Raw genomic sequence first — 20905 nt, forward strand, 5'->3', positions numbered from 1 at the left:
TCCCGATGGACATGGCCGGTTTTCGGCGCGAAGCTTCCGCCCGGGGCTGGGATCTTGTCACGTCGCTGGGAAGGAAAACCAATGCCGCATCTCAATTACCCCGTCTCCCGCCGTAGTTTTCTTGCCGGTACGGCCGCCAGCGGGGCGCTGATCATGCTCCATCCGTTTTCCGCCCGCGCGCAGGCCAATCAGGCGCATCTGAGGATCATGGAGACCACCGACATCCATGTGAATGTGCTGCCTTACGACTACTACGCAGACAAAGCCAACGACACGATGGGCCTGTCGCGGACGGCCTCACTGATCGCGGCGGTGCGCAAGGAAGCCACCAATGCGATGCTGATCGACAATGGCGATCTTTTGCAGGGCAATCCGATGGGCGATTACATCGCCTATGAGAAGGGCCTCAAGGAAGGCGATCTGCATCCGATCATGAAGGGCATGAACCTGCTGGGCTATGAATGCTCGACGCTCGGCAATCACGAGTTCAACTACGGCCTGTCGTTCCTCGACAAGGTGCTGGCCGGGGCCAATTTCCCGTTCGTCTGCGCCAATCTGATCCGCGGCACCGAGCTTGCCGCCAACCCGCGCGACGACAAGCTCTACCTCAAGCCCTATGTCATCCTCGACAAGAAGATCAAGGACGGGTCGGGCGCCGAGCAGCCGATCAAGATCGGCATCATCGGCTTCGTGCCGCCGCAGATCATGGTCTGGGACCTGAAGAACCTGGAAGGCAATGTCAGGACGCGCGATATCGTCGAGGCGGCCAGGGCCTGGGTTCCGCAGATCAAGGAGGAGGGCGCCGACATCGTCATCGCGCTCTCGCATTCCGGCATCGATATCAAGCAGGGCGACGGCATGGAGAACGCCTCCTTCTTCGTCGCCGGCGTCGAAGGCATCGATGCGGTGTTCACCGGCCATCAGCATTTGGTCTTCCCCGGCAAGAAGGATTTTCAGGCGCTCGAAGGCGTCGACACCGAGAAAGGCACGCTGCAGGGCAAGCCCGCCGTGATGGGCGGTTTCTGGGGCTCGCATATGGGACTGATCGATCTGCTTCTGGAACGGGACGGATCGAAATGGCGCGTAGCCTCGGCCACATCGGAGGCAAGGCCGATCTACCAGCGCGTCGACAAGGCAAACAAGCCGACGGTGGCGGACGACCAGCGCGTCGTCGATGCGCTGAAGGCGGACCATGAGGCGACACTTGCCTATGTCCGCCGACCGGTCGGCAAGACCTCGGCGCCGCTCTATTCCTATTTCGCGCTGGTCGCCGACGATCCGTCGGTGCAGATCGTCAACCAGGCGCAGAGCTGGTACCTCAAGGACATATTGAAGAGCACGCAGTGGAAGGATGTGCCGCTGCTGTCGGCGGCAGCACCCTTCAAGGCCGGCGGGCGCAACGGCGCCGACTACTATACCGACGTGCCGGTGGGCGACCTCGCCATCAAGAACGTCGCCGACCTCTATCTCTATCCGAACACGGTGCGCGCCGTCGAAATCACCGGCGCGCAAGTGAAGGAATGGCTGGAAATGTCGGCCGGCATTTTCAGGAAGATCGAGCCGGGCAAGGCCGACCAGGCGCTCATCGACACCGAATTCCCGTCCTACAATTTCGATGTGATCGATGGCGTCAGCTACGGAATAGACCTGTCGCAGCTGCCGAAATACGATGCCAAGGGTGGCGTCGCCAATGCCGGCTCGAACCGCATCGTCGGCCTCAGCTTCGACGGCAAGCCTATTGATCCGGCAGCGAAATTCGTCGTCGCCACCAACAATTACCGCGCCGGCGGTGGCGGCAATTTCCCCGACATCAATGCCTCGAAGATCATCTACGAGGCGCCGGACACCAACCGCGACGTGATCGTGCGCTACGTCGTCAGCGAAGGCACGATCAATCCCTCGGCCGACGACAATTGGTCGTTCACGCCGCTGCCCGGCACCAGCGTCGTGTTCGAGACCGGCCCCAAAGCGAAGGATTTCATATCTGGGGTGAAATCGCTCAAGATCGAGCCGGCCGGCGAGGGCGAATCCGGGTTTGCGAAGTATCGCATCCTGCTTTGAGGCAACGTGCAGCTAACAGGGAAAACGAGCGGGCATACGCCCGCTCAATCACGCTTCGGATCAGGCCTTGTAGACCACCTGGCGCACGTCGATGTAGCTGGCCCTGAAGCCGGCTTCGCAATAGTGGAGATAGAATTCCCAAAGCTTCTTGAAGCGGTCGTCGAAGCCGAGCGGGACGATCTTTTCCCACGACGCCCAGAAGCGGTTGCGCCATTCGGCAAGCGTGCGGGCATAGTCGTCCGGAAAGACGCGCTCGCGCAGATGGGCAAGGCCATGGTCGCTGCCCAGCGTCTTCAGGATCGACGGCGTCGGCAGCATGCCGCCTGGGAAGACATAGCGCTGGATGAAATCCGGCCGCGCCCGATAGGTGTCGTAAGCGGCCTCGTTGATGGTGATGATCTGCAGGCCGGCGGTGCCGCCGGGCCTCAGGCATGCCTTCATCTTGCCGAAAAATACCGGCCAATATTTTTCGCCGACCGCCTCGAACATCTCGATCGAGGCGATGCGGTCGTAAGTGCCCGTTTCGTCTCGGTAATCCTGCAGCTTGATGTCGACCTTGTCAGACAGTCCCGCCTTCTGGATGCGCGCCTTGGCGAAATCGTGCTGTTCGCGGCTGATGGTCAGGCCGGTGACGCGGCAGCCGATCTCGCGCGCGGCAAATTCGGCAAAACCACCCCAGCCGCAGCCGATCTCGAGCACATGGTCCTTCTTGCCGATACCCGTATCCTTGGCCAGCGCGCGGTATTTGGCGGCCTGAGCGCTTTCCAGGTCGTTGGCGCCGGTCGCATAGAGCGCCGACGAATAGGTCATGCTGGGATCGAGCCATTGCTTGTAGAAGGCGTTGCCGAGATCGTAATGCGCCGAGATGTTGCGCTTCGAGCCTGTGCGGGTGTTTTCGTTGAACCAGTGGCGGATGCGCTGGACCGTGTTGATGAGCCAGCTGGCGCCGCCGGCAATGCGTTCGCCAACGGCCGAGTTGACGACGAACAGTTCCAGGAAGCTGGTTACATCAGGGCTTTCCCAGTCGCCGTCCATGTAGGATTCGGCAACGCCGATGGTGCCGCCGGAAAAGGCACGGCCGGGCAGGCGCCAGTTCTTCAACACCAGCTCGGCATCCGGCCCGGGTCCGTTGCCGCCGACAAGCACCGCCCGGCCATCCGGCATCCTCACCTTCAGCGAACCGCGCGGCAATTTCATCGCCGCCGACAGCACCATGCGCGCCTTGGCCGGCAGGCCCTTGACGATCTCGGCGAAATTGAGTTCGTCCAGCCTGATGGCGTCGCCGATGCCTTTGTATTCCCTGACAGCCATCTCACACCCCCCTGGACTTCCGCGGGGGCGGCGCAAGATCTGCCGGCCTCCACATCCTCCACTTTCATTCGCCAGGCGCGAACGCCGTAGCCTGCTTAAATTTTCGCCACAATCTTCCATGGCATTGGCCGAAACTTCAAGAGGCAAGCTTCGTGCGGCGCTGGCCCAGCTTGCCGGCCTGAGGCCAGAATCCGCGGGAGAGCGCGGCCCTCGGCGAAATCGCTATGGTTACGAACAGCCACATACGTTAGTTTCAGCCATGCGTTATGTCATCGTCATCGTCGCCATCGCCTTTTTCCTGATCTGGGACGGCCTCTACAATCAGGGCCGCTATCTCGACACGACGGTCAGGGAGATGTCGCGCGTCGTGCGCTACGTCACCGGCGGGGCCTAGCTTTTGCGCCTCTGCAAAGTCGCCTGCCGGCGTTGCCGGGCGCGACATCGTGGCGGTTGACGCGACGGTCCCGCTCACACAAAACATGCCGCAAATCGAACGTGGAGGCAGGCGTGATCCGGCATATCGTTTTCTTCAGCGCGCGGCGCAAGGACGATGTCGAGGCCGTGCGTACGGGCTTGCTCACACTGGGCAAGATCCCGCATTCAAGCCTCTTCGAGGTGACGCTCAACACCAAGGTCGATCCGCTGTCGGATGCGATCGACGTGGTCGTCTATGCCGAGTTTGAGGATGATGCCGCGCTTGCCGCATACAAGGCGCACCCGCTCTATGCCGAGACGACCAGCCGGGTCAAACCCTTGCGCGAATTGCGCTATTCGGCCGATATCGTGGCGACGGCCTGATCGGGCCGGCAAGAGGCCTTGAACCAATTTCGGGAATGATGCACACCGCGCCGGCATGACCAGCACGACCCATCCGCTTGACCATCTGGTGCTGCCGACGGCGAGCCTCGCCGTGGCGTGGGCGCGGCTGACATCGCTTGGCTTCATCGTCGCGCCAACCGGCGTTCATCCCTTTGGCACCGAAAATTGCTGCGTCTTCCTTGCCGACGGCACCTATCTCGAACCGCTGGCGGTCGGGAATGAACAGGTGGCAGCGAGTGCGATCGCCGGCGGCAATGTCTTTGTCGCGCGCGACCGCCTCTATCGCGCCAGGCTGGGCGATGAGGGCTTTTCCGCCGTGGTGCTGGCCACCGATGATGCCGATGCGGATCATGCGCGCTATGTCTCGGTCGGTCTGTCGGCGGGGGACGTGCTGAGCTTTTCCCGCGCCTTCACCGACACGGCCGGAAAGAGCGACATGGCCTCGTTCAAACTGGCTTTCGCCGCCGGCGCCGAGACGACGGACGCCTTTCTGTTCGCTTGCGAGCGGATCAACGCCCCTCAAATCGACCGTACGGCACTGCAGGCCCATGCCAACGGCGTGACCGGCATTGCCGAAGTCGTTGCGGTCAGCGATGTGCCTTCCACACAGATCAGCCTGATCTCGACAGTGGTTGGCTCGGAGCAGCAGAGCAGCGCGGTCTTCGACCTGCCGAATGCGCGTCTGACCGTTCTGGATCCTGCGGCTTTCACCGCGCGCTTCGACATTCCGGCCGGTGCGCCGACAAGAGTTCGCTTCGCCGCGATTGTCTTTTCAGTCCGCAGTGTCGGCGCTGTCGCGAGGCTGCTTGCAGACAACGCCGTCGGGCACGATATAGCGGGCAACGAAATCGTCGTGCAGCCGGCATCCGGACAGGGCGCGGCTTTCATCTTCCGGGAGACCCCATGAGCAAGCCGCAAGGGCTCAATTCGCTGGCGCCGAATTCGTCGGTAACCGTCGGCAACGTCGTCTTCGACAACAGCGGGCCCTTGGCGTTGATCGCCGGCCCGTGCCAGTTCGAATCGCGCCAGCACGCTTTCGACATGGCCGGCGCGCTGAAGGAACTGACCGGCAAGCTCGGCATCGGCCTCGTCTACAAGACCAGCTACGACAAGGCCAACCGCACCTCGCTGTCGGCAACGCGCGGCGCCGGCATGGACGCGGCGCTTCCGGTGTTCGACGAGTTGCGCAAGGAATTTTCGGTTCCCATTCTGACCGATGTCCACACCGAGGAGCAGTGCGCGATCGTCGCACACCATGTCGATGTGCTGCAGATTCCGGCGTTCCTGTCGCGCCAGACCGACATGCTGGTCGCCGCCGCCAAGACCGGCAAGGTGATCAACGTCAAGAAGGGGCAGTTCCTGGCGCCCTGGGACATGAAGAACGTGGTGGCCAAGATCACCGGCTCCGGCAACCCCAATGTGCTGACCACCGAGCGCGGCGCTTCCTTCGGCTACAACACGCTGGTGTCGGACATGCGGGCTTTGCCCGTGATGGCCGAGATCGGCGCGCCGGTGATTTTCGACGCCACCCATTCGGTGCAGCAGCCGGGCGGGCAGGGCGGTTCCTCCGGTGGCGAGCGCCGCTTTGTCGAGACGCTGGCGCGGGCTGCCGTTGCCGTCGGCGTCGCCGGCGTGTTCATAGAGACCCACCAGGATCCCGACAATTCGACCTCCTCCGACGGGCCCAACATGCTGCCGCTGAAGGACATGCCGGCGCTGCTCGAAAGACTGATGGCATTCGACCGCATCGCCAAGAATGCTGCTGACCTGAACCGAGGCTGATGGTTTCGGCTATGGCGCGCGCGCTGCCCTGCTTGTGGAAGGCATAAGCCGGCTGTAGGCTCGCTGCTGCAAATGAGCGTCTTGGCAGGAGGAAGCCATGTCCGTCGCCCGCGTCACCGAAATCACGTCGTCGTCGAAAAAGAGCTTTCAGGACGCCATCGAGAAGGGGATTGAGCGCGCCTCAAAGACCCTGAAGAACGTCGAAGGCGCCTGGATCCAGGACCAGAAGATCGTCGTCGAGGACGGCAGGATCGCGGCCTATCGCGTCAACATGAAGGTGACGTTCATCCTCGCGGAGTAACCGCCCGCCGCTCGAAAAAACGGGAACTTTCGCCCGCGCCCCTCATTGTCAAAGTATCGATCAACGACATGAGGAGCAGCAGCCATGACCACCCAGACAGGCCACACCGAAGCCATCGCCGCTTCGCGCGTCATCGGCACGTCGGTCTACAACACCGAAGGCACGAGCATCGGCAGCATCGAGGACATCATGCTCGACAAGACGTCGAACGGCATCATGTTCGCGGTGATCGGGTTCGGTGGATTTCTCGGCATTGGCGAGAAGTATCACGCCATTCCGTGGGCGAGCCTCGACTATGACGAGGACAAGGGCGGCTATGTCGTGCCGTTCTCGAAGGAGCAGCTGAAGGCAGCACCCGCCTATTCGATCAATGAACTGGCCGGCGCCGATGGCGAGGCCGCGCGTGATGCTTCCTATGATTACTACAAGGTCACGCCGTATTGGCATTGATCAGCTGCGCTGACGCCTGACGTGAAAAGGCCCCCGAATTCCGAAACGGGGGCCTTTTCAGTGCAACCCGACAGTTTCTAAATTATTCTGCCGCATGAAACGTGGACAGCTGCGTCGCCGCCCTTGGCGGCTGCTGCGTATCGCAGGACGTCAGGAACGCCGCCGCGATCAGGAACAAACTCACGATACCGCTCAACTCGGACATGGCGAAACTCCTCCTGTTTCGCCCCGCGCATCACCATCCTAGTCGACACAGAGATTGTTATCTCTGAATTATGATGACGTGGTGTTGTCGAACGTGATCCGAGGCATGCTCAGCCGAGGAGTCCGGCATTCTTCACCGCCTTGAAAACCTTTTCGTGCCAGGCGATCCGATCCGCTTCGCCATTGGCCTGCGTGGTTGAATTGGCGTTGCCGACGTTGATCGCGCGCGAGATCTTTTTGATCAGGCCGGAATCAGCAAAGGCATTGCAGCCTGAGCCTTTCCATTCGGCGCAAGCTGCGAGCAGCGAAATCTGCGGATCCTCGATCAGTTCAGGATGATTGGCGAGGTCGACCTTGGCGAGCTTGCCCTTGGCCGTGTACGCGTCGCGTCCGGTGGTCTGGAACGTACCGCCGCCGCGGAAATTAAAGCCGTCCAACGTTCCTTTCACATTGCCCATGCGGTCGCCATAGGCCCAGTCGCCCAGGGCTTGCGGCTTGCGCAGCAGGTTGTCCTCGATCCACTGATCGGTCTTGCCCGCGGCTCGCGACCTCCATGCTTTCCGGATTGCCGCCACGGTCGTGTAGGACAGGGATTCGCGAATGAGGGTGAAGCCACCGGTTTCCATCGCCGCTTGAGCGAAGAAATGCATCAGCCGATCATAATTGTTGCACACGCCATGATCGCCAAGTGTCTTGAGGCCCTTGTCGGAGGTAAAGGCGCCGATGTAACCGTCATAGATTGTTCGCTTGGAACCGCTTGTCGGTCTCGGCGCGAATTTCTGGAAGACCGCTGCCGGCAAACCCTTGTTCGGATCGCCCGCAACCGCTTCGAGCACGCTCTCGACACTCTCGGTCGACAGCACCGGTTCGCCTTCGACGACCACCGAAGCATTGGGAATTCGCTTGCCGTTGCTTTTCGGGAAGCCACCGCCGGCAAAGGTTTTTAGATCGTCAATGAGGGCGATTACGCGTGTCCGGCTCTCCGTGAAATCCATGTCGGAAAGCGGACCGCTCACCTTCTTCGTCGGGTTGATGCATCCGACGCTGGACAGGAAATTGACGCCCGGATGGATCAGGATTTCGGTGCGCTTGTTGGTCTTCAGCAGTTCGAGTCCAGGTTTGGGTGGCGTCTTGGCGCCAGTGTAGCCTATGGTCACATATTTGCCTCCGGCCTGTGTCGCCAGCGGATAGGTGCCGGGCTCGATGCGCCTGCCATTGTCTTCTTTGGAATTGTCGCCTGGGCCGCGAGATTCACACACGAACCCCGATAGACCCGTTACTGCCGTGCCGTTGTGGAAGACTTTATAGGTACCAACCGTCCTGCGTCTGGTGCCCCTCGTATGCTCGACTTTGCGGCTAATAAGAAGTTCCCAGCCAGTGCCTGAAATCGCTGCCATTGCCGCCTCCCCAAAGAGTTCAAGTGTGTTGATTTCACTGTGGTCGCCAAATAGTTCGCGTTGTAGATGTGACGCTAACATCTTCGAATTCTCTGCATTGTGAAGTTTGTCACGTTGGCGGTAGCCTCTTTTGAAGCATCTGCTGGAGTTTGCGTGCCGCCTGGTATTTTGTGATAAGGGATTGCCGCGATCAAAGGGGAGGGGCACCCGCCCCATGCGGCGCCAGACATATGACGTCAGGGCGGGCTGTTTGCGTTCAGATGGCGTCGCCCATGCCCCACGGCCTGAGCGCATGGGGCGATCGTCACCATTATTTCATGCCATTCCTGATTGCCTTTTGCGGCACTTTGGCTAAGAGGGGCGCGACGCTTTCAATCGATCAATCGGGGACATCGCAATGACCGCCATCATCGACATTGTCGGGCGTGAAATCCTGGACAGCCGTGGAAATCCGACCGTCGAGGTCGACGTCGTTCTCGAAGACGGCTCGATGGGCCGCGCCGCGGTGCCGTCCGGCGCGTCGACCGGCGCGCATGAGGCCGTCGAACTGCGCGACGGTGGCGCCCGCTATCTCGGCAAGGGCGTGCTCAAGGCGGTCGAGGCCGTCAATGGCGAGCTGTTCGAGGCGATCGGCGGCATGGAAGCCGAGAACCAGATCCACATTGACCAGACCATGATCGAGCTCGACGGCACGCCCAACAAGAGCCGGCTCGGCGCCAACGCCATTCTCGGCGTTTCGCTGGCGGTCGCCAAGGCAGCAGCGGAAGCCGCCGGCCTGCCACTCTACCGCTATGTCGGCGGCACCAAGGCGCATTTGCTGCCGGTGCCCATGATGAACATCATCAACGGCGGCGCGCATGCCGACAATCCGATCGATTTCCAGGAATTCATGATCCTGCCGGTCGGCGCGCCGACGCTGCGCGAAGGCGTGCGCTGGGGCTCGGAAATCTTCCACACGCTGCGCAAGAAGCTCAAGGATGCCGGCCACAACACCAATGTCGGCGACGAAGGCGGCTTCGCGCCCAATCTGAAGAGTGCGCCGGTGGCGCTCGATTTCATCATGGAATCAATCGAGAAGGCCGGCTTCAAGCCGGGCGAAGAGATCGCGCTCGGTCTCGACTGTGCGGCGACCGAATTCTTCAAGGACGGCAATTACGTCTATGAGGGCGAGAAGAAGACCCGCGATCCCAAGGCGCAGGCCAAGTACCTGGCCAAGCTCGCCGCCGACTATCCGATCATCTCGATCGAGGACGGCCTGGCCGAGGACGACTGGGAGGGCTGGAAGTACCTGACCGATTTGATCGGCAACAAGACGCAGCTGGTTGGCGACGACCTCTTCGTCACCAACACGGCGCGGCTGCGCGACGGCATCCGCATGGGTGTCGCCAATTCGATCCTGGTCAAGGTCAACCAGATCGGCTCGCTCACCGAAACGCTCGACGCTGTCGAGACCGCGCACAAGGCAGGCTACACCGCAGTCATGTCGCACCGTTCGGGCGAAACCGAGGATTCGACCATCGCCGACCTCGCCGTCGCCACCAATTGCGGGCAGATCAAGACCGGTTCGCTGTCGCGCTCGGATCGCATGGCCAAGTACAACCAGCTGATCCGCATCGAGGAAGAGCTCGGCAAGCAGGCGCGCTACGCTGGCAAGTCGGTGGTCAAAGCCTAAATTCTGCCGAACTGGCGAAAACGACGAAGGGCGGGATTTTCCCGCCCTTTTTCGTTGCGGCCGCTGGCTAATGCACCTGTCCGTAACCGTCCATTAAGCACAATCGAGCGACAAATGGCGGTCAAAGGATTGCGACCATGTGGACACGCCAGCACAAGCAGAGAAACACCGGCCGGCTGATCATCCCGTCGCTTTGCGTGGCGTTCCTGGCCTATTTCGGCTTCCATGCCTATCATGGCGAGTTCGGCATCAATTCCAAATATCAGCTCGAAGCGCAGACCATCGAATTGCAGGCCAAGTACGATGCCATCAAGGCGCGCCGGATCGATCTGGAGCGGCGCGTCCAGCTGATGCATGAGGGCACGCTCGAAAAGGATATGCTCGACGAGCAGGCACGCCGGGCGCTCAATCTGTCCCAGCCCGATGAAATCACCATCATGCTGCCGGCCAATTCGAAATAACCGAATTTCGGTTAATCGCTGTTATCTCTAATGATTCTGGGCGTTTAGGCGCATGCCAGCCATGCGTTTTTCTGCATGGCGAAACACGGTCTCGCATGTTAGCTTCCTTCCAATCGGTGGGGAGGAGCTGATCCTCCCCGGAGCAGACATGGTCTGCTTTAGTGTCCGCGAAGAGACGCCAACAGGGAGTGATGCATGGCCACCGCCGCCAAAAAAGCGCCTGCCAAATCCGTTAAATCGACATCCGCCAAATCAACGGGGCTTTCCGCCCCCAAGCCGGCCGACTTCACCAAGGACGAGGAGCTTGCCGCCTACCGGCACATGCTGCTTATCCGTCGCTTCGAGGAAAAGGCCGGCCAGCTCTACGGCATGGGCTTTATCGGCGGCTTCTGCCACCTCTATATCGGCCAGGAAGCGGTCGTCACCGGCATGAAGATGTCGCTGATCAACGGCGACCAGATGATCACCGCCTATCGCGACCATGGCCACATGCTGGCGATGGAACTGTCACCGCGGGGCGTCATGGCAGAGCTGACCGGACGCCGTGGTGGCCTGTCGAGGGGCAAGGGCGGCTCCATGCACATGTTCTCCAAGGAGAAGCATTTTTACGGCGGCCACGGCATTGTCGGCGCGCAGGTCTCGCTCGGCACCGGTCTCGCCTTCGCCAACCGCTACCGCGACAACAACAATGTGTCGCTGACCTATTTCGGCGATGGCGCTGCCAATCAGGGTCAGGTCTATGAAAGCTTCAACATGGCCTCGCTGTGGAAGCTGCCGGTGATCTACATCATCGAGAACAACCGCTACGCCATGGGCACTTCGGTGTCGCGCTCGTCGGCCGAAACCAATTTTTCGCATCGCGGCGCCTCGTTCAAGATTCCCGGCATTCAGGTCGACGGCATGGATGTGCGTGCGGTCAAATCCGCCGGCGATCAGGCGACCGAATGGTGCCGTGCCGGCAACGGTCCGATCATCCTCGAGATGCAGACCTATCGCTATCGCGGTCACTCGATGTCGGATCCCGCGAAATACCGCTCCAAGGAAGAAGTGCAGAAGATGCGCTCGGATCATGATCCGATCGAGCAGGTCAAGGCGCGGCTGACGGCCAAGAAGTGGGCGACCGAGGACGAGCTCAAGAACATCGACAAGGAAGTCCGCGACATCGTCGCCGACGCTGCCGAATTTGCCCAGCACGACGCAGAGCCGGATCCGTCCGAGCTCTGGACCGACATCGTATTGTAACGGGAGGGCAAGGACATGCCGATCGAAATTCTCATGCCCGCTCTCTCGCCGACCATGGAAGAGGGCAATCTTTCCAAGTGGTTGAAGAACGAGGGCGACAAGGTCGTCGCCGGTGATGTCATCGCCGAGATCGAAACCGACAAGGCGACGATGGAAGTCGAGGCCGTCGATGAAGGCACGATCGGCAAGATCGTGGTTCCCGCAGGCACCGAAGGCGTCAAGGTCAATGCGGTGATCGCCGTGTTGCTGCAGGACGGTGAAAGTGCAGGCGATGTCGAAAAGAGCGGCAAGCCTGCCTCCACCCAGGATGCCGTTTCCGCTGGCGGTCAGCGGACCGATGCAGCCGAGGAAGGTTCAAAAGCGGCTCCCCAGGATGCCGGCGAGGCTCCGAAGGCAGTTCCCGCCGCTCCGGCGGCCAAACCTGCGGCCGATCCCGATATTCCCGCCGGCACCGAGATGGTCTCGACCACGGTGCGCGAGGCCTTGCGCGATGCCATGGCCGAGGAAATGCGCCGCGACGGCGATGTCTTCGTCATGGGCGAGGAGGTCGCGGAATACCAGGGCGCCTACAAGATCACGCAAGGCCTGCTGCAGGAATTCGGGCCGCGCCGCGTCGTCGACACGCCGATCACCGAGCACGGCTTTGCCGGCGTCGGCGTCGGTGCGGCGATGGCCGGCCTGAAGCCGATCGTCGAGTTCATGACCTTCAACTTCGCCATGCAGGCGATCGACCAGATCATCAACTCCGCCGCCAAGACGCTCTATATGTCGGGCGGCCAGATGGGCGCGCCGATCGTGTTCCGCGGCCCGAACGGGGCTGCCGCCCGCGTCGGCGCCCAGCATTCGCAGTGCTATGCCGCCTGGTACAGCCATATTCCCGGCCTGAAGGTGGTGATGCCGTACACGGCTGCCGACGCCAAGGGCCTGCTCAAGGCGGCGATCCGCGATCCGAACCCGGTCATCTTCCTTGAAAACGAAATCCTCTACGGCCAGTCCTTCGACGTGCCGAAGCTCGATGATTTCGTGCTGCCGATCGGCAAGGCGCGCATTCACAAGCAGGGCAAGGACGTCACCATCGTCTCGTTCGGCATCGGCATGACCTACGCCATCAAGGCGGAAGCCGAACTGCGCGGCATGGGCATCGATGCCGAGATCATCGATCTCCGGACCATCCGCCCGCTCGACCTCGACACCGTCATTGCCTCCGTAAAAAAGACCAACCGCCTGATCGTGGTGGAAGAAGGTTTCCCGCAAAGCTCGGTCGGCGACCACATCGCCAATCAGGTGTCGCAGCGCGCCTTCGATTTCCTCGACGCGCCGGTCATCACCATCGCCGGCAAGGACGTGCCGATGCCCTATGCGGCGAACCTCGAAAAGCTGGCCTTGCCCAATGTCGGCGAGGTCATCGAGGCGGTCAAAGCCGTCACGTATCGCTGAGCCGGTCGGGAGGACATCATGCCAATCAACATCACCATGCCGGCGCTGTCGCCCACGATGGAAGAGGGCAATCTTTCCAAGTGGTTGGTCAAGGAAGGCGACAAGGTTACGCCGGGCGACGTGATCGCCGAGATCGAGACCGACAAGGCGACGATGGAAGTCGAGGCCGTCGATGAGGGCACGGTCGCCAAGCTGGTCGTTCCGGCCGGCACCGAAGGCGTCAAGGTCAACGCGCTGATCGCCATTCTGGCCGGCGAAGGCGAGGATGCTGGTGCAGCGGCAAAGGGCGGCGGCGATGCCGCGCCCGCGAAAGCCGATGCCAAGCAGGATAAGGCGTCAATCTCCCCACCCGTGGGGGAGATGTCGACGAAGTCGACAGAGGGGGGCGCTGCCCCGCCGACCTCTCAGTCTGTCGCGCCCCCCTCTGGCCTGCCGGCCATCTCCCCCACAAAGGGGGAGATCAGCCAACCGTCAGGCGAGCGCACCTTTGCCTCGCCGCTGGCTCGTCGCATTGCCAAGGATGCTGGTGTGGACGTGTCCGCCGTGACCGGCACCGGTCCGCATGGCCGCGTCGTCAAGGCCGATGTCGAGGCGGCGATCGCCGGTGGCGGCGCCAAGGCCGCGCCCGCCGCGAAAGCAGCATCTGCCGGCGCTCCGGCGTCTGCGCCGGCTCCGGCACCCAAGGCGATGTCGGACGAACAGGTGCTGAAGCTGTTTGCCGAAGGGTCCTATGAGCTCGTCCCGCACGACAATATGCGCAAGACCATTGCGCGCCGGCTGGTCGAGGCCAAGACCACCATTCCGCATTTTTACCTGACACTCGACTGCGAGCTCGATGCGCTGCTGGCGCTGCGCACACAGATCAATGCGGCTGCTCCGACGAAGAAGACCGACAAGGGCGAGGCTCCCGTCTACAAACTCTCGGTCAACGACATGGTGATCAAGGCGATGGCGATGGCGCTGATGGCGGTGCCGGATGCCAATGCATCGTGGACCGAAAGCGCCATGGTCAAGCACAAGCACGCCGATGTCGGCGTTGCCGTGTCGATCCCCGGCGGCCTGATCACGCCGATCATCCGCCACGCCGACGAAAAGACGCTGTCCACCATCTCCAACGAGATGAAGGATCTGGCGAGCCGTGCCCGCAGCCGCAAGCTGAAGCCTGAGGAATATCAAGGCGGCACGACGGCGGTTTCCAATCTCGGCATGTTCGGCATCAAGGACTTTGCCGCCGTCATCAACCCGCCGCATGCGACGATCCTGGCGGTGGGTGCCGGCGAGCAGCGGCCGGTGGTCAAGAACGGCGAGATCAAAATCGCCAATATCATGTCGGTGACGCTGTCGACCGATCACCGCGCCGTCGACGGTGCGCTCGGCGCCGAACTTCTGGTCGCCTTCAAGCGCATGATCGAAAATCCGATGGGCATGCTGGTCTAGGAAGGAAAAAGGCTGTGCGGAAATTCGTCACCAGCCTTTTCGCCCTGATCCTTTCCGGCCTGGCCGGCGGGCTGGTGGCGCTGTGGCTGGCAATCGTCACCAATGCGAATTCCGAATACATCCTGGTCTTCATGGTTTCGGCGCTGGTCACCATCGTTGCGACGGTGGCGTTTTTCATCGCGCAGTTGGTGCCAAACCCGCAAAGGGCGATAAACCTGACGGGGCTTGTTGGGATTGCGTTGTTCGTGCTGGCCGGAATCGGCCTGATCGCCTGGACCTTCTCGCAGCCGCCGGGCAAGGCCCAGTGGTCGGGCGATCTTCATTTTGGCGCCGGCCTGGTGTTGCCGAGCATCGCCACGGTCATTGTGCAGTGGCTGTTCGTTGGATGGCGCGTGCGGCGCGGGCTTAGGGCGGAGGCGGGTGCGGGTGCATGAAGACGATCCTCTGCTACGGCGATTCCCTGACCTGGGGCTATGACGCGGCGAGCCTCGGGCGTCATGCGCTGGAAGATCGCTGGCCGAGCGCGCTCAAGGCGGCGTTGGGCGACGACGATATCGAAGTCATTGCCGAAGGTCTGAACGGCCGCACCACGGCTTTCGACGATCACCTGGCTGGTGCCGACCGCAATGGCGCCAAGGTGCTGCCGACGATCCTGACCAGCCATGCGCCGCTCGACCTGATCATCATCATGCTCGGCGCCAACGACATGAAGCCCTGGATCCACGGCAATCCGGTCGCGGCCAAGCAGGGCGTGCAGCGGCTGATCGACATCGTGCGCGGCCACGATTATCCGTTCGACTGGGCCGCGCCGCAAATCCTGATCGTCGCGCCACCAGCGGTCAGCCGCACCGACAATGCCGAATTCAAGGAAATGTTTGCCGGCGGCGACGAGGCCTCGAAGCGGCTGGCGCCGCAATATTCCGCGCTCGCCGACGAGGCTGGCTGCGGCTTTTTCGATGCCGGCACGGTGGCCGAGACCACACCGATCGACGGGGTCCATCTCGATGCCGAAAACACGCGCAATATAGGTGACGCATTGGCGCCATTGGTGCGTGTGATGCTGGAACTCTAGAGAAAATCAGGGAGAAACCCCGTGGCAGAATCCTACGACGTTATAATCATCGGCTCGGGCCCCGGCGGCTATGTCACGGCGGTGCGCTCCGCCCAGCTCGGCTTCAAGACTGCCATCGTCGAGCGCGAGCATCTCGGCGGCATCTGCCTCAACTGGGGCTGCATCCCGACCAAGGCGCTGCTGCGCTCGGCCGAGATCATGCACTATTCCGATCATCTGAAAGACTACGGCCTGAAGCTCGAAGGCGGCAAGGTCAGCGCCGACACCGCCGCTGTCGTCGACCGCTCGCGCAAAGTGTCGTTGAGGCTCAATGGCGGCGTCGCCTTCCTGATGAAGAAGAACAAGGTCGACGTTATCTGGGGCGAGGCCAAGCTCTCCAAGCCCGGTGAGATCGTCGTCTCCAAGACGGCGAAGAAGCCGATGGAGCCGCAGCCGCCGGTGCCGAAGGGCGTCAAGGGCGAGGGGACCTATACCGCCAAGCACATCATTCTCGCCACCGGCGCCCGGCCGCGCGCGCTGCCCGGCATCGAGCCGGACGGCAAACTGATCTGGACCTATTTCGAGGCGATGGTGCCGAAGGAGATGCCGAAATCGCTGCTGGTCATGGGTTCGGGCGCCATCGGCATCGAGTTCGCCTCCTTCTACCGCACCATGGGCGCCGAGGTGACGGTGGTCGAGCTTTTGCCGGCGGTGATGCCGGTCGAGGATGCCGAGGTCTCGAAATTCGCGCAGAAGCAGTTCGAGAAGCAGGGCATGAAAATCATCCTCGAGGCCAAGGTGACCAAGGTCGAGAAGGGCACCAACTCGGTTACCGCACATGTCGAGATGAAGGACGGCAAGGTCGAGAAGATCACCGCCGACCGCATGATCTCGGCCGTCGGCGTGCAGGGCAACATCGAGAATCTCGGCCTCGAGACGCTCGGCGTGAAGACCGATCGCGGCTGTGTCGTCATTGACGGTTACGGCAAGACCAATGTGCCCGGCATCTACGCCATCGGCGATGTCGCCGGGCCGCCTATGCTGGCTCACAAGGCTGAGCATGAGGGCGTGGTCTGCATCGAAAAGATCGCCAATTTCCCGGGCGTGCATGCGACAGACAAGCTGAAGATCCCGGGCTGCACCTATTGCAACCCCCAGGTCGCATCGGTTGGGCTCACCGAAGCCAAGGCCAAGGCCGAAGGCAAGGACATTCGTGTCGGCCGCTTCCAGTTCGGCGCCAACGGCAAGGCGATCGCGCTTGGCGAGGACCAGGGCTTCATCAAGACCATCTTCGAAAAGAAGACCGGCCAGCTGCTCGGCGCGCATATGGTCGGCGCCGAGGTGACGGAGCTGATCCAGGGCTTTGTCGTGGCGATGAACCTGGAGACCACCGAGGAAGAACTGATGCACACCATCTTCCCGCATCCGACGCTGTCGGAGATGATGAAGGAAAGCGTGCTTGATGCCTATGGCCGTGCGCTCAACGCGTGATAAATTGGTGCTGCGAGACTCAGACGCATGCGCCGGAGGAACCTTACGGCAAGACAGTTCGTTTCCGGATGCATTTTCACCTGACACTGGAGGAGTTGGCATATGGACGTGAATGGCGTGGGCTGGATTGCGGCCATCATCATCGGCGGTTTGGCCGGGTGGCTGGCCGAGATGGTCATGAAGAGCAATACCGGCGTCTTGATGAACATCATTATGGGCATTGTCGGCGCGGTGGTGCTGAACGCAATTCTCAGGGCGCTCAACATCGAACCCTTCGGTGTCGGCTGGCTCGCCTACCTGATCACCGGCTTCATCGGCGCCTGCCTGCTGATCTTTGCCGGGCGGCTGATACGCCGCTAAAACGGCTCGCCGTTTTATCTCGTTCTTCTGACGCAATTCCGGACGGAAAACCGTGTCACATTTTTCCTGGAATTGCTCTGGATCCCCGCTATGCGAAAAAGGCTGTGGCGGCATGCGCCACCGCAGCCTTTTTCTTTGCTCCGAAAAGTCTTAAGTGACGTTCTGAAGGCTGACGCCGACGGGCGGACGCCAACAAGTCAGGTTTGAGATGGTCACCGTCCTCGACACGATCGCCAACGCGCCGCGCCTGCGGCACCCCGAGAAGGCACACAAGCCTGATCAGGACGTGCTGCGCAAACCCGACTGGATCCGCGTCAAGGCGCCGATGTCGAAGGGCTATGCCGAAACCCGCGAGATCGTGAAGTCGCACAAGCTGGTCACGGTGTGCGAAGAGGCCGGCTGCCCCAATATCGGCGAGTGCTGGGAAAAGAAGCACGCCACCTTCATGATCATGGGCGAGATCTGCACGCGCGCTTGTGCCTTCTGCAATGTCGCCACCGGCATTCCCACCGCGCTCGATGCCGATGAGCCGGCGCGTGTCGCGCATGCCGTCAAGCAGATGGGGCTGACCCATGTCGTCATCACCTCGGTCGACCGCGATGATCTCGCCGATGGCGGCGCGCAGCATTTCGCCGAGGTTATCCGGGCGATCCGAGCAGCGACGCCCTTGACCACGATCGAAATCCTGACGCCCGATTTCCTGCGCAAGGAGGGCGCGCTGGAGATCGTCGTGGCGGCCAAGCCCGATGTCTTCAACCACAATCTCGAAACCGTGCCGTCGAACTACCTGACGGTGCGGCCGGGTGCCCGCTATTTCCACTCGATCCGGCTGTTGCAGCGGGTCAAGGAGCTCGATCCGTCGATCTTCACCAAGTCCGGCATCATGGTCGGCCTCGGCGAAGAGCGCAACGAGATCCTGCAGCTGATGGATGACCTGCGCTCGGCCAATGTCGACTTCATGACCATTGGCCAGTATCTGCAGCCGTCGAAGAAGCACCACCCGGTGATCCGCTTCGTCACGCCGGAGGAATTCAGCTCCTTCGCGACGATCGGCAAGACCAAGGGTTTCCTGCTGGTGGCGTCGAGCCCGCTGACGCGCTCCTCGCATCATGCCGGTGACGATTTCGCCAGGCTGCGGGCGGCGCGTGAGGCGCAGCTCAAAAAAGCCAGTTAAATCCTGCTTCAATGCCGAAATTCGAAGCCACACGCCGCGTTGCCCACACGCCGGAGCAGATGTTTGCGCTGGTCGCCGATATCGAGACCTATCCTGAATTTCTGCCGCTGTGCGAGGCGCTGACGGTGCGCTCTCGCAAGGAGCGTGATGGCCGCACCATTCTCGTTGCCGATATGAGCATCGGCTACAAGGCGATCCGCGAGACCTTTACGACGCAAGTGCTGCTGAAGCCGGACGAAAACACAATCGATGTCAAATACATCGATGGACCGTTCAAATATCTCAGCAATATCTGGCGCTTCGAGCCGGCCGACGGCGGCGGCTGCAACGTCCGCTTCTTCATCGACTACGAGTTCAAGAGCCGCATCCTCGGCGTGGTGATGGGCACCATGTTCGATCGTGCCTTCCGCATGTTTTCCGAAGCCTTCGAAAAACGTGCGGACGTCATCTACGGAACGACGCCCATCTCATGAGTGTCGCCGAGCGCGCGCAGCCCGATCTCCAGCGCATGCTTGACCGTCTCGCGGCGGATGAAGTCGCGGCCATTGTCGGCAAACATATTGAGCTCGGCAGCCACCGGCCCAGCTCTTAGGGCAACTCCGAACCAGACGAGGCCGACCGGTTTTTCCGGCGAACCGCCGCCTGGGCCGGCAATGCCGGTGACGGCAAGCGCAAGCCCGGCGCGCGAGCGCGCCAGAGCGCCCGCCGCCATCTCCAGAACCGTTTCGCGCGAGACGGCGCCATGCGCCTCGAGTGTGGCGGGCGAGACGCCGAGCATCTCCATCTTTGCTTCATCAGAATAGGTGATGAGGCCGCGATCGACGACAGCGGACGAGCCGGCAATGTCGGTCAGTGCCGAGATGATCATGCCGCCGGTGCAGCTCTCGGCCGTCGCCAACATGATGCCGCGCTGCTGGCAGACCTGGAGCAGGGCGTTGGCAAGATCGCTGTTGTTCATGCGGGAACCTCCCCGGGGAAGACGACACTGGCGGTGGCGATGGCGGCGATGCCTTCCTCGCGGCCGACAAAGCCGAGTTTTTCGTTGGTCGTCGCCTTGATGGAGATGCGATCGCTGGAAATGCCCAGCATCGCCGACAGCGCGTTGGTCATGGCCTCGCGATGCGGGCCGACGCGCGGCGCCTCGCAGATCAGCGTGATGTCGGCATTGGCGATGCGGCCGCCGCGTTCGCGCACCAACCTGGCCGCATGCTCGACGAAGATCTTTGACGCCGCGCCCTTCCATTGCGGATCGGAAGGCGGGAAATGCGTGCCGATGTCGCCGGCGCCGCAAGTGGCGAGCAGCGCATCGGTCAGCGCGTGCAGGCCGACATCGGCATCCGAATGGCCGGAAAGCTTCTTGCCGTGCGGAATGGCAACGCCGCACAAAGTGACATGGTCGCCGGCCTCGAAGGCGTGCACGTCATAGCCATTGCCGGTGCGAATGTCTGGAAAACGCTCGCCAGTAAGCCGCTGATCCGCCATCGCAATATCCCTTGCCCAGGTCAGTTTGACATTGTCCGGCGACCCCTGAATGATTTTCACCGGAATATGCGCCCATTCGGCGATCGCGGCATCGTCGGTGAAATCCGCCTTGCCGAGATGATGGGCCTTTTCATGCGCGGCGAGCAACGGCCAGAACGGAAAGCCTTGCGGCGTCTGGGCGGCATGAAGGCCGGCCCTTGGCACCGTCTCTTCGATCATGCCGGTCGTCGACTCGCGCTTTAGCGTATCGGCGACGGGCAAAGCGGGCAGCGCGCCCTGCCGCTCGCCAATGGCGGCGATGGTACGGTCGATCAGGGCCGCGTCGACAAAGGGCCGCACCGCGTCATGGACAAGGACACGGCCGGGCGTACGGTCCCTCAGCGCCAGCAGGCCGAGCCGGACCGAGGCCTGGCGTGACTCGCCACCGACCACGGCGGTAACCCGCTCGGCATACACGCCGGCTGCCTTGTCGAAAAGCGCGCGGTCATCGGCATGGATGGCGACGACGACGGGGCCAATTTCGGGATGCCCCAGGAAAGTCTCCAGCGTGCGCGCGATGACGGCACGGCCACCGATGCGTTGATATTGCTTCGGCCCGTCGGCCTTTCCGGCACGCGCGCCGCGACCGGCGGCAACGATGACCAAGCCGACCTTGTCGGTCGTCGCCTCGGCCGGTTTTTCGCTTGCGTCTGTCATGCCGAGAGGCTTAGTCGCGGCTTATGGCGAAGGCCAGCATTTTCCCAAATGCGCCGCAATGTGACGTCATTGCGCGT

Annotated in this window: 23 protein-coding genes; 18 read left to right on the forward strand and 5 right to left on the reverse strand. The window is 61.9% G+C overall.

Annotated features, from left to right (window positions below):
• Positions 1–81: 81 nt before the first annotated feature.
• The gene (locus ACYG9Y_RS10475; protein WP_023738884.1) at positions 82–2061 is read left to right on the forward strand and encodes a bifunctional 2',3'-cyclic-nucleotide 2'-phosphodiesterase/3'-nucleotidase; all 1980 of its coding nucleotides are present in this window, start codon (positions 82–84) and stop codon (positions 2059–2061) included.
• A gap of 60 nt (positions 2062–2121) precedes the next feature.
• Here ACYG9Y_RS10475 and ACYG9Y_RS10480 read toward each other — a convergent pair whose 3' ends face one another.
• Entirely contained in the window at positions 2122–3372 is a 1251-nt protein-coding gene (locus tag ACYG9Y_RS10480; RefSeq protein ID WP_023696084.1) for an SAM-dependent methyltransferase, read from the reverse strand.
• A gap of 259 nt (positions 3373–3631) precedes the next feature.
• Here ACYG9Y_RS10480 and ACYG9Y_RS10485 point away from each other — a divergent pair, with 259 nt between their 5' ends.
• From ACYG9Y_RS10485 to ACYG9Y_RS10510, 6 genes are all read left to right on the forward strand, one after another.
• Positions 3632–3766 (forward strand): hypothetical protein, encoded by a 135-nt coding sequence (locus ACYG9Y_RS10485; RefSeq protein ID WP_023696085.1) that lies wholly within the window; start codon positions 3632–3634, stop codon positions 3764–3766.
• 113 nt (positions 3767–3879) lie between these two features.
• Complete coding sequence (locus ACYG9Y_RS10490) at positions 3880–4170, forward strand: Dabb family protein (protein ID WP_023696086.1); 291 nt, start codon at positions 3880–3882, stop codon at positions 4168–4170.
• Positions 4171–4225: 55 nt separating this feature from the next.
• Entirely contained in the window at positions 4226–5098 is an 873-nt protein-coding gene (locus ACYG9Y_RS10495) for a VOC family protein (protein ID WP_023738883.1), read from the forward strand.
• A complete protein-coding gene (gene kdsA, locus ACYG9Y_RS10500; protein ID WP_027050832.1) occupies positions 5095–5973 on the forward strand; it encodes a 3-deoxy-8-phosphooctulonate synthase in 879 nt (292 codons plus the stop codon). Before ACYG9Y_RS10495 ends, kdsA begins: the two co-directional genes overlap by 4 nt.
• 97 nt (positions 5974–6070) lie before the next feature.
• On the forward strand, positions 6071–6274 hold the full coding sequence (locus tag ACYG9Y_RS10505) for a dodecin family protein (RefSeq protein WP_023668908.1): 204 nt from the start codon (positions 6071–6073) through the stop codon (positions 6272–6274).
• Between the two features lie 84 nt (positions 6275–6358).
• Entirely contained in the window at positions 6359–6724 is a 366-nt protein-coding gene (locus tag ACYG9Y_RS10510) for a PRC-barrel domain-containing protein (RefSeq protein ID WP_023668909.1), read from the forward strand.
• A gap of 82 nt (positions 6725–6806) precedes the next feature.
• Here the strand turns inward: ACYG9Y_RS10510 and ACYG9Y_RS10515 are convergent, their stop codons facing one another.
• Both ACYG9Y_RS10515 and ACYG9Y_RS10520 read right to left on the reverse strand, forming a co-directional pair.
• A complete protein-coding gene (locus tag ACYG9Y_RS10515; RefSeq protein WP_023668910.1) occupies positions 6807–6929 on the reverse strand; it encodes a hypothetical protein in 123 nt (40 codons plus the stop codon).
• A gap of 109 nt (positions 6930–7038) precedes the next feature.
• A complete protein-coding gene (locus tag ACYG9Y_RS10520; RefSeq protein WP_198018636.1) occupies positions 7039–8619 on the reverse strand; it encodes a glycoside hydrolase family 19 protein in 1581 nt (526 codons plus the stop codon).
• 103 nt (positions 8620–8722) lie between these two features.
• Between ACYG9Y_RS10520 and eno the strand changes: the two genes are divergently transcribed.
• The 11 genes from eno (at position 8723) to ACYG9Y_RS10575 (ending at position 19123) form a co-directional block, all read left to right on the forward strand.
• On the forward strand, positions 8723–9997 hold the full coding sequence (gene eno, locus ACYG9Y_RS10525) for a phosphopyruvate hydratase (protein ID WP_023682561.1): 1275 nt from the start codon (positions 8723–8725) through the stop codon (positions 9995–9997).
• A gap of 137 nt (positions 9998–10134) precedes the next feature.
• Positions 10135–10458 (forward strand): FtsB family cell division protein, encoded by a 324-nt coding sequence (locus ACYG9Y_RS10530; protein WP_023682560.1) that lies wholly within the window; start codon positions 10135–10137, stop codon positions 10456–10458.
• A gap of 195 nt (positions 10459–10653) precedes the next feature.
• Positions 10654–11700, forward strand: a complete 1047-nt coding sequence (gene pdhA, locus ACYG9Y_RS10535) for a pyruvate dehydrogenase (acetyl-transferring) E1 component subunit alpha (RefSeq protein ID WP_023682559.1) — start codon at positions 10654–10656, stop codon at positions 11698–11700.
• A 15-nt stretch (positions 11701–11715) separates the two neighbouring features.
• Positions 11716–13137: a pyruvate dehydrogenase complex E1 component subunit beta gene (locus ACYG9Y_RS10540; protein ID WP_023696091.1), complete on the forward strand. Its 1422-nt coding sequence runs from the start codon at positions 11716–11718 to the stop codon at positions 13135–13137.
• A gap of 18 nt (positions 13138–13155) precedes the next feature.
• Complete coding sequence (locus ACYG9Y_RS10545; RefSeq protein WP_023738881.1) at positions 13156–14574, forward strand: pyruvate dehydrogenase complex dihydrolipoamide acetyltransferase; 1419 nt, start codon at positions 13156–13158, stop codon at positions 14572–14574.
• Positions 14575–14588: 14 nt separating this feature from the next.
• Positions 14589–15008 (forward strand): hypothetical protein, encoded by a 420-nt coding sequence (locus ACYG9Y_RS10550; protein WP_023738880.1) that lies wholly within the window; start codon positions 14589–14591, stop codon positions 15006–15008.
• Complete coding sequence (locus tag ACYG9Y_RS10555; RefSeq protein WP_023738879.1) at positions 15005–15646, forward strand: SGNH/GDSL hydrolase family protein; 642 nt, start codon at positions 15005–15007, stop codon at positions 15644–15646. Before ACYG9Y_RS10550 ends, ACYG9Y_RS10555 begins: the two co-directional genes overlap by 4 nt.
• Positions 15647–15667: 21 nt before the next feature.
• Complete coding sequence (gene lpdA / locus ACYG9Y_RS10560; RefSeq protein WP_023696093.1) at positions 15668–17116, forward strand: dihydrolipoyl dehydrogenase; 1449 nt, start codon at positions 15668–15670, stop codon at positions 17114–17116.
• Between the two features lie 102 nt (positions 17117–17218).
• Complete coding sequence (locus ACYG9Y_RS10565; RefSeq protein ID WP_023668920.1) at positions 17219–17476, forward strand: GlsB/YeaQ/YmgE family stress response membrane protein; 258 nt, start codon at positions 17219–17221, stop codon at positions 17474–17476.
• Between the two features lie 208 nt (positions 17477–17684).
• Positions 17685–18650, forward strand: a complete 966-nt coding sequence (lipA, locus tag ACYG9Y_RS10570; RefSeq protein WP_023668921.1) for a lipoyl synthase — start codon at positions 17685–17687, stop codon at positions 18648–18650.
• A gap of 11 nt (positions 18651–18661) precedes the next feature.
• A complete protein-coding gene (locus ACYG9Y_RS10575) occupies positions 18662–19123 on the forward strand; it encodes a type II toxin-antitoxin system RatA family toxin (protein ID WP_023688454.1) in 462 nt (153 codons plus the stop codon).
• On the opposite strand, the gene ACYG9Y_RS10580 is transcribed toward ACYG9Y_RS10575, so the two are convergent.
• Together ACYG9Y_RS10580 and ACYG9Y_RS10585 are read right to left on the reverse strand one after the other, a co-directional pair.
• The gene (locus ACYG9Y_RS10580) at positions 19099–19608 is read right to left on the reverse strand and encodes a CinA family protein (protein WP_023738878.1); all 510 of its coding nucleotides are present in this window, start codon (positions 19606–19608) and stop codon (positions 19099–19101) included. The genes ACYG9Y_RS10575 and ACYG9Y_RS10580 overlap by 25 nt on opposite strands.
• Positions 19605–20828 (reverse strand): bifunctional 2-C-methyl-D-erythritol 4-phosphate cytidylyltransferase/2-C-methyl-D-erythritol 2,4-cyclodiphosphate synthase, encoded by a 1224-nt coding sequence (locus tag ACYG9Y_RS10585; RefSeq protein ID WP_023738877.1) that lies wholly within the window; start codon positions 20826–20828, stop codon positions 19605–19607. Before ACYG9Y_RS10585 ends, ACYG9Y_RS10580 begins: the two co-directional genes overlap by 4 nt.
• Between the last annotated feature and the right edge of the window lie 77 nt (positions 20829–20905).

Source organism: Mesorhizobium sp. W050, from assembly GCF_054719535.1.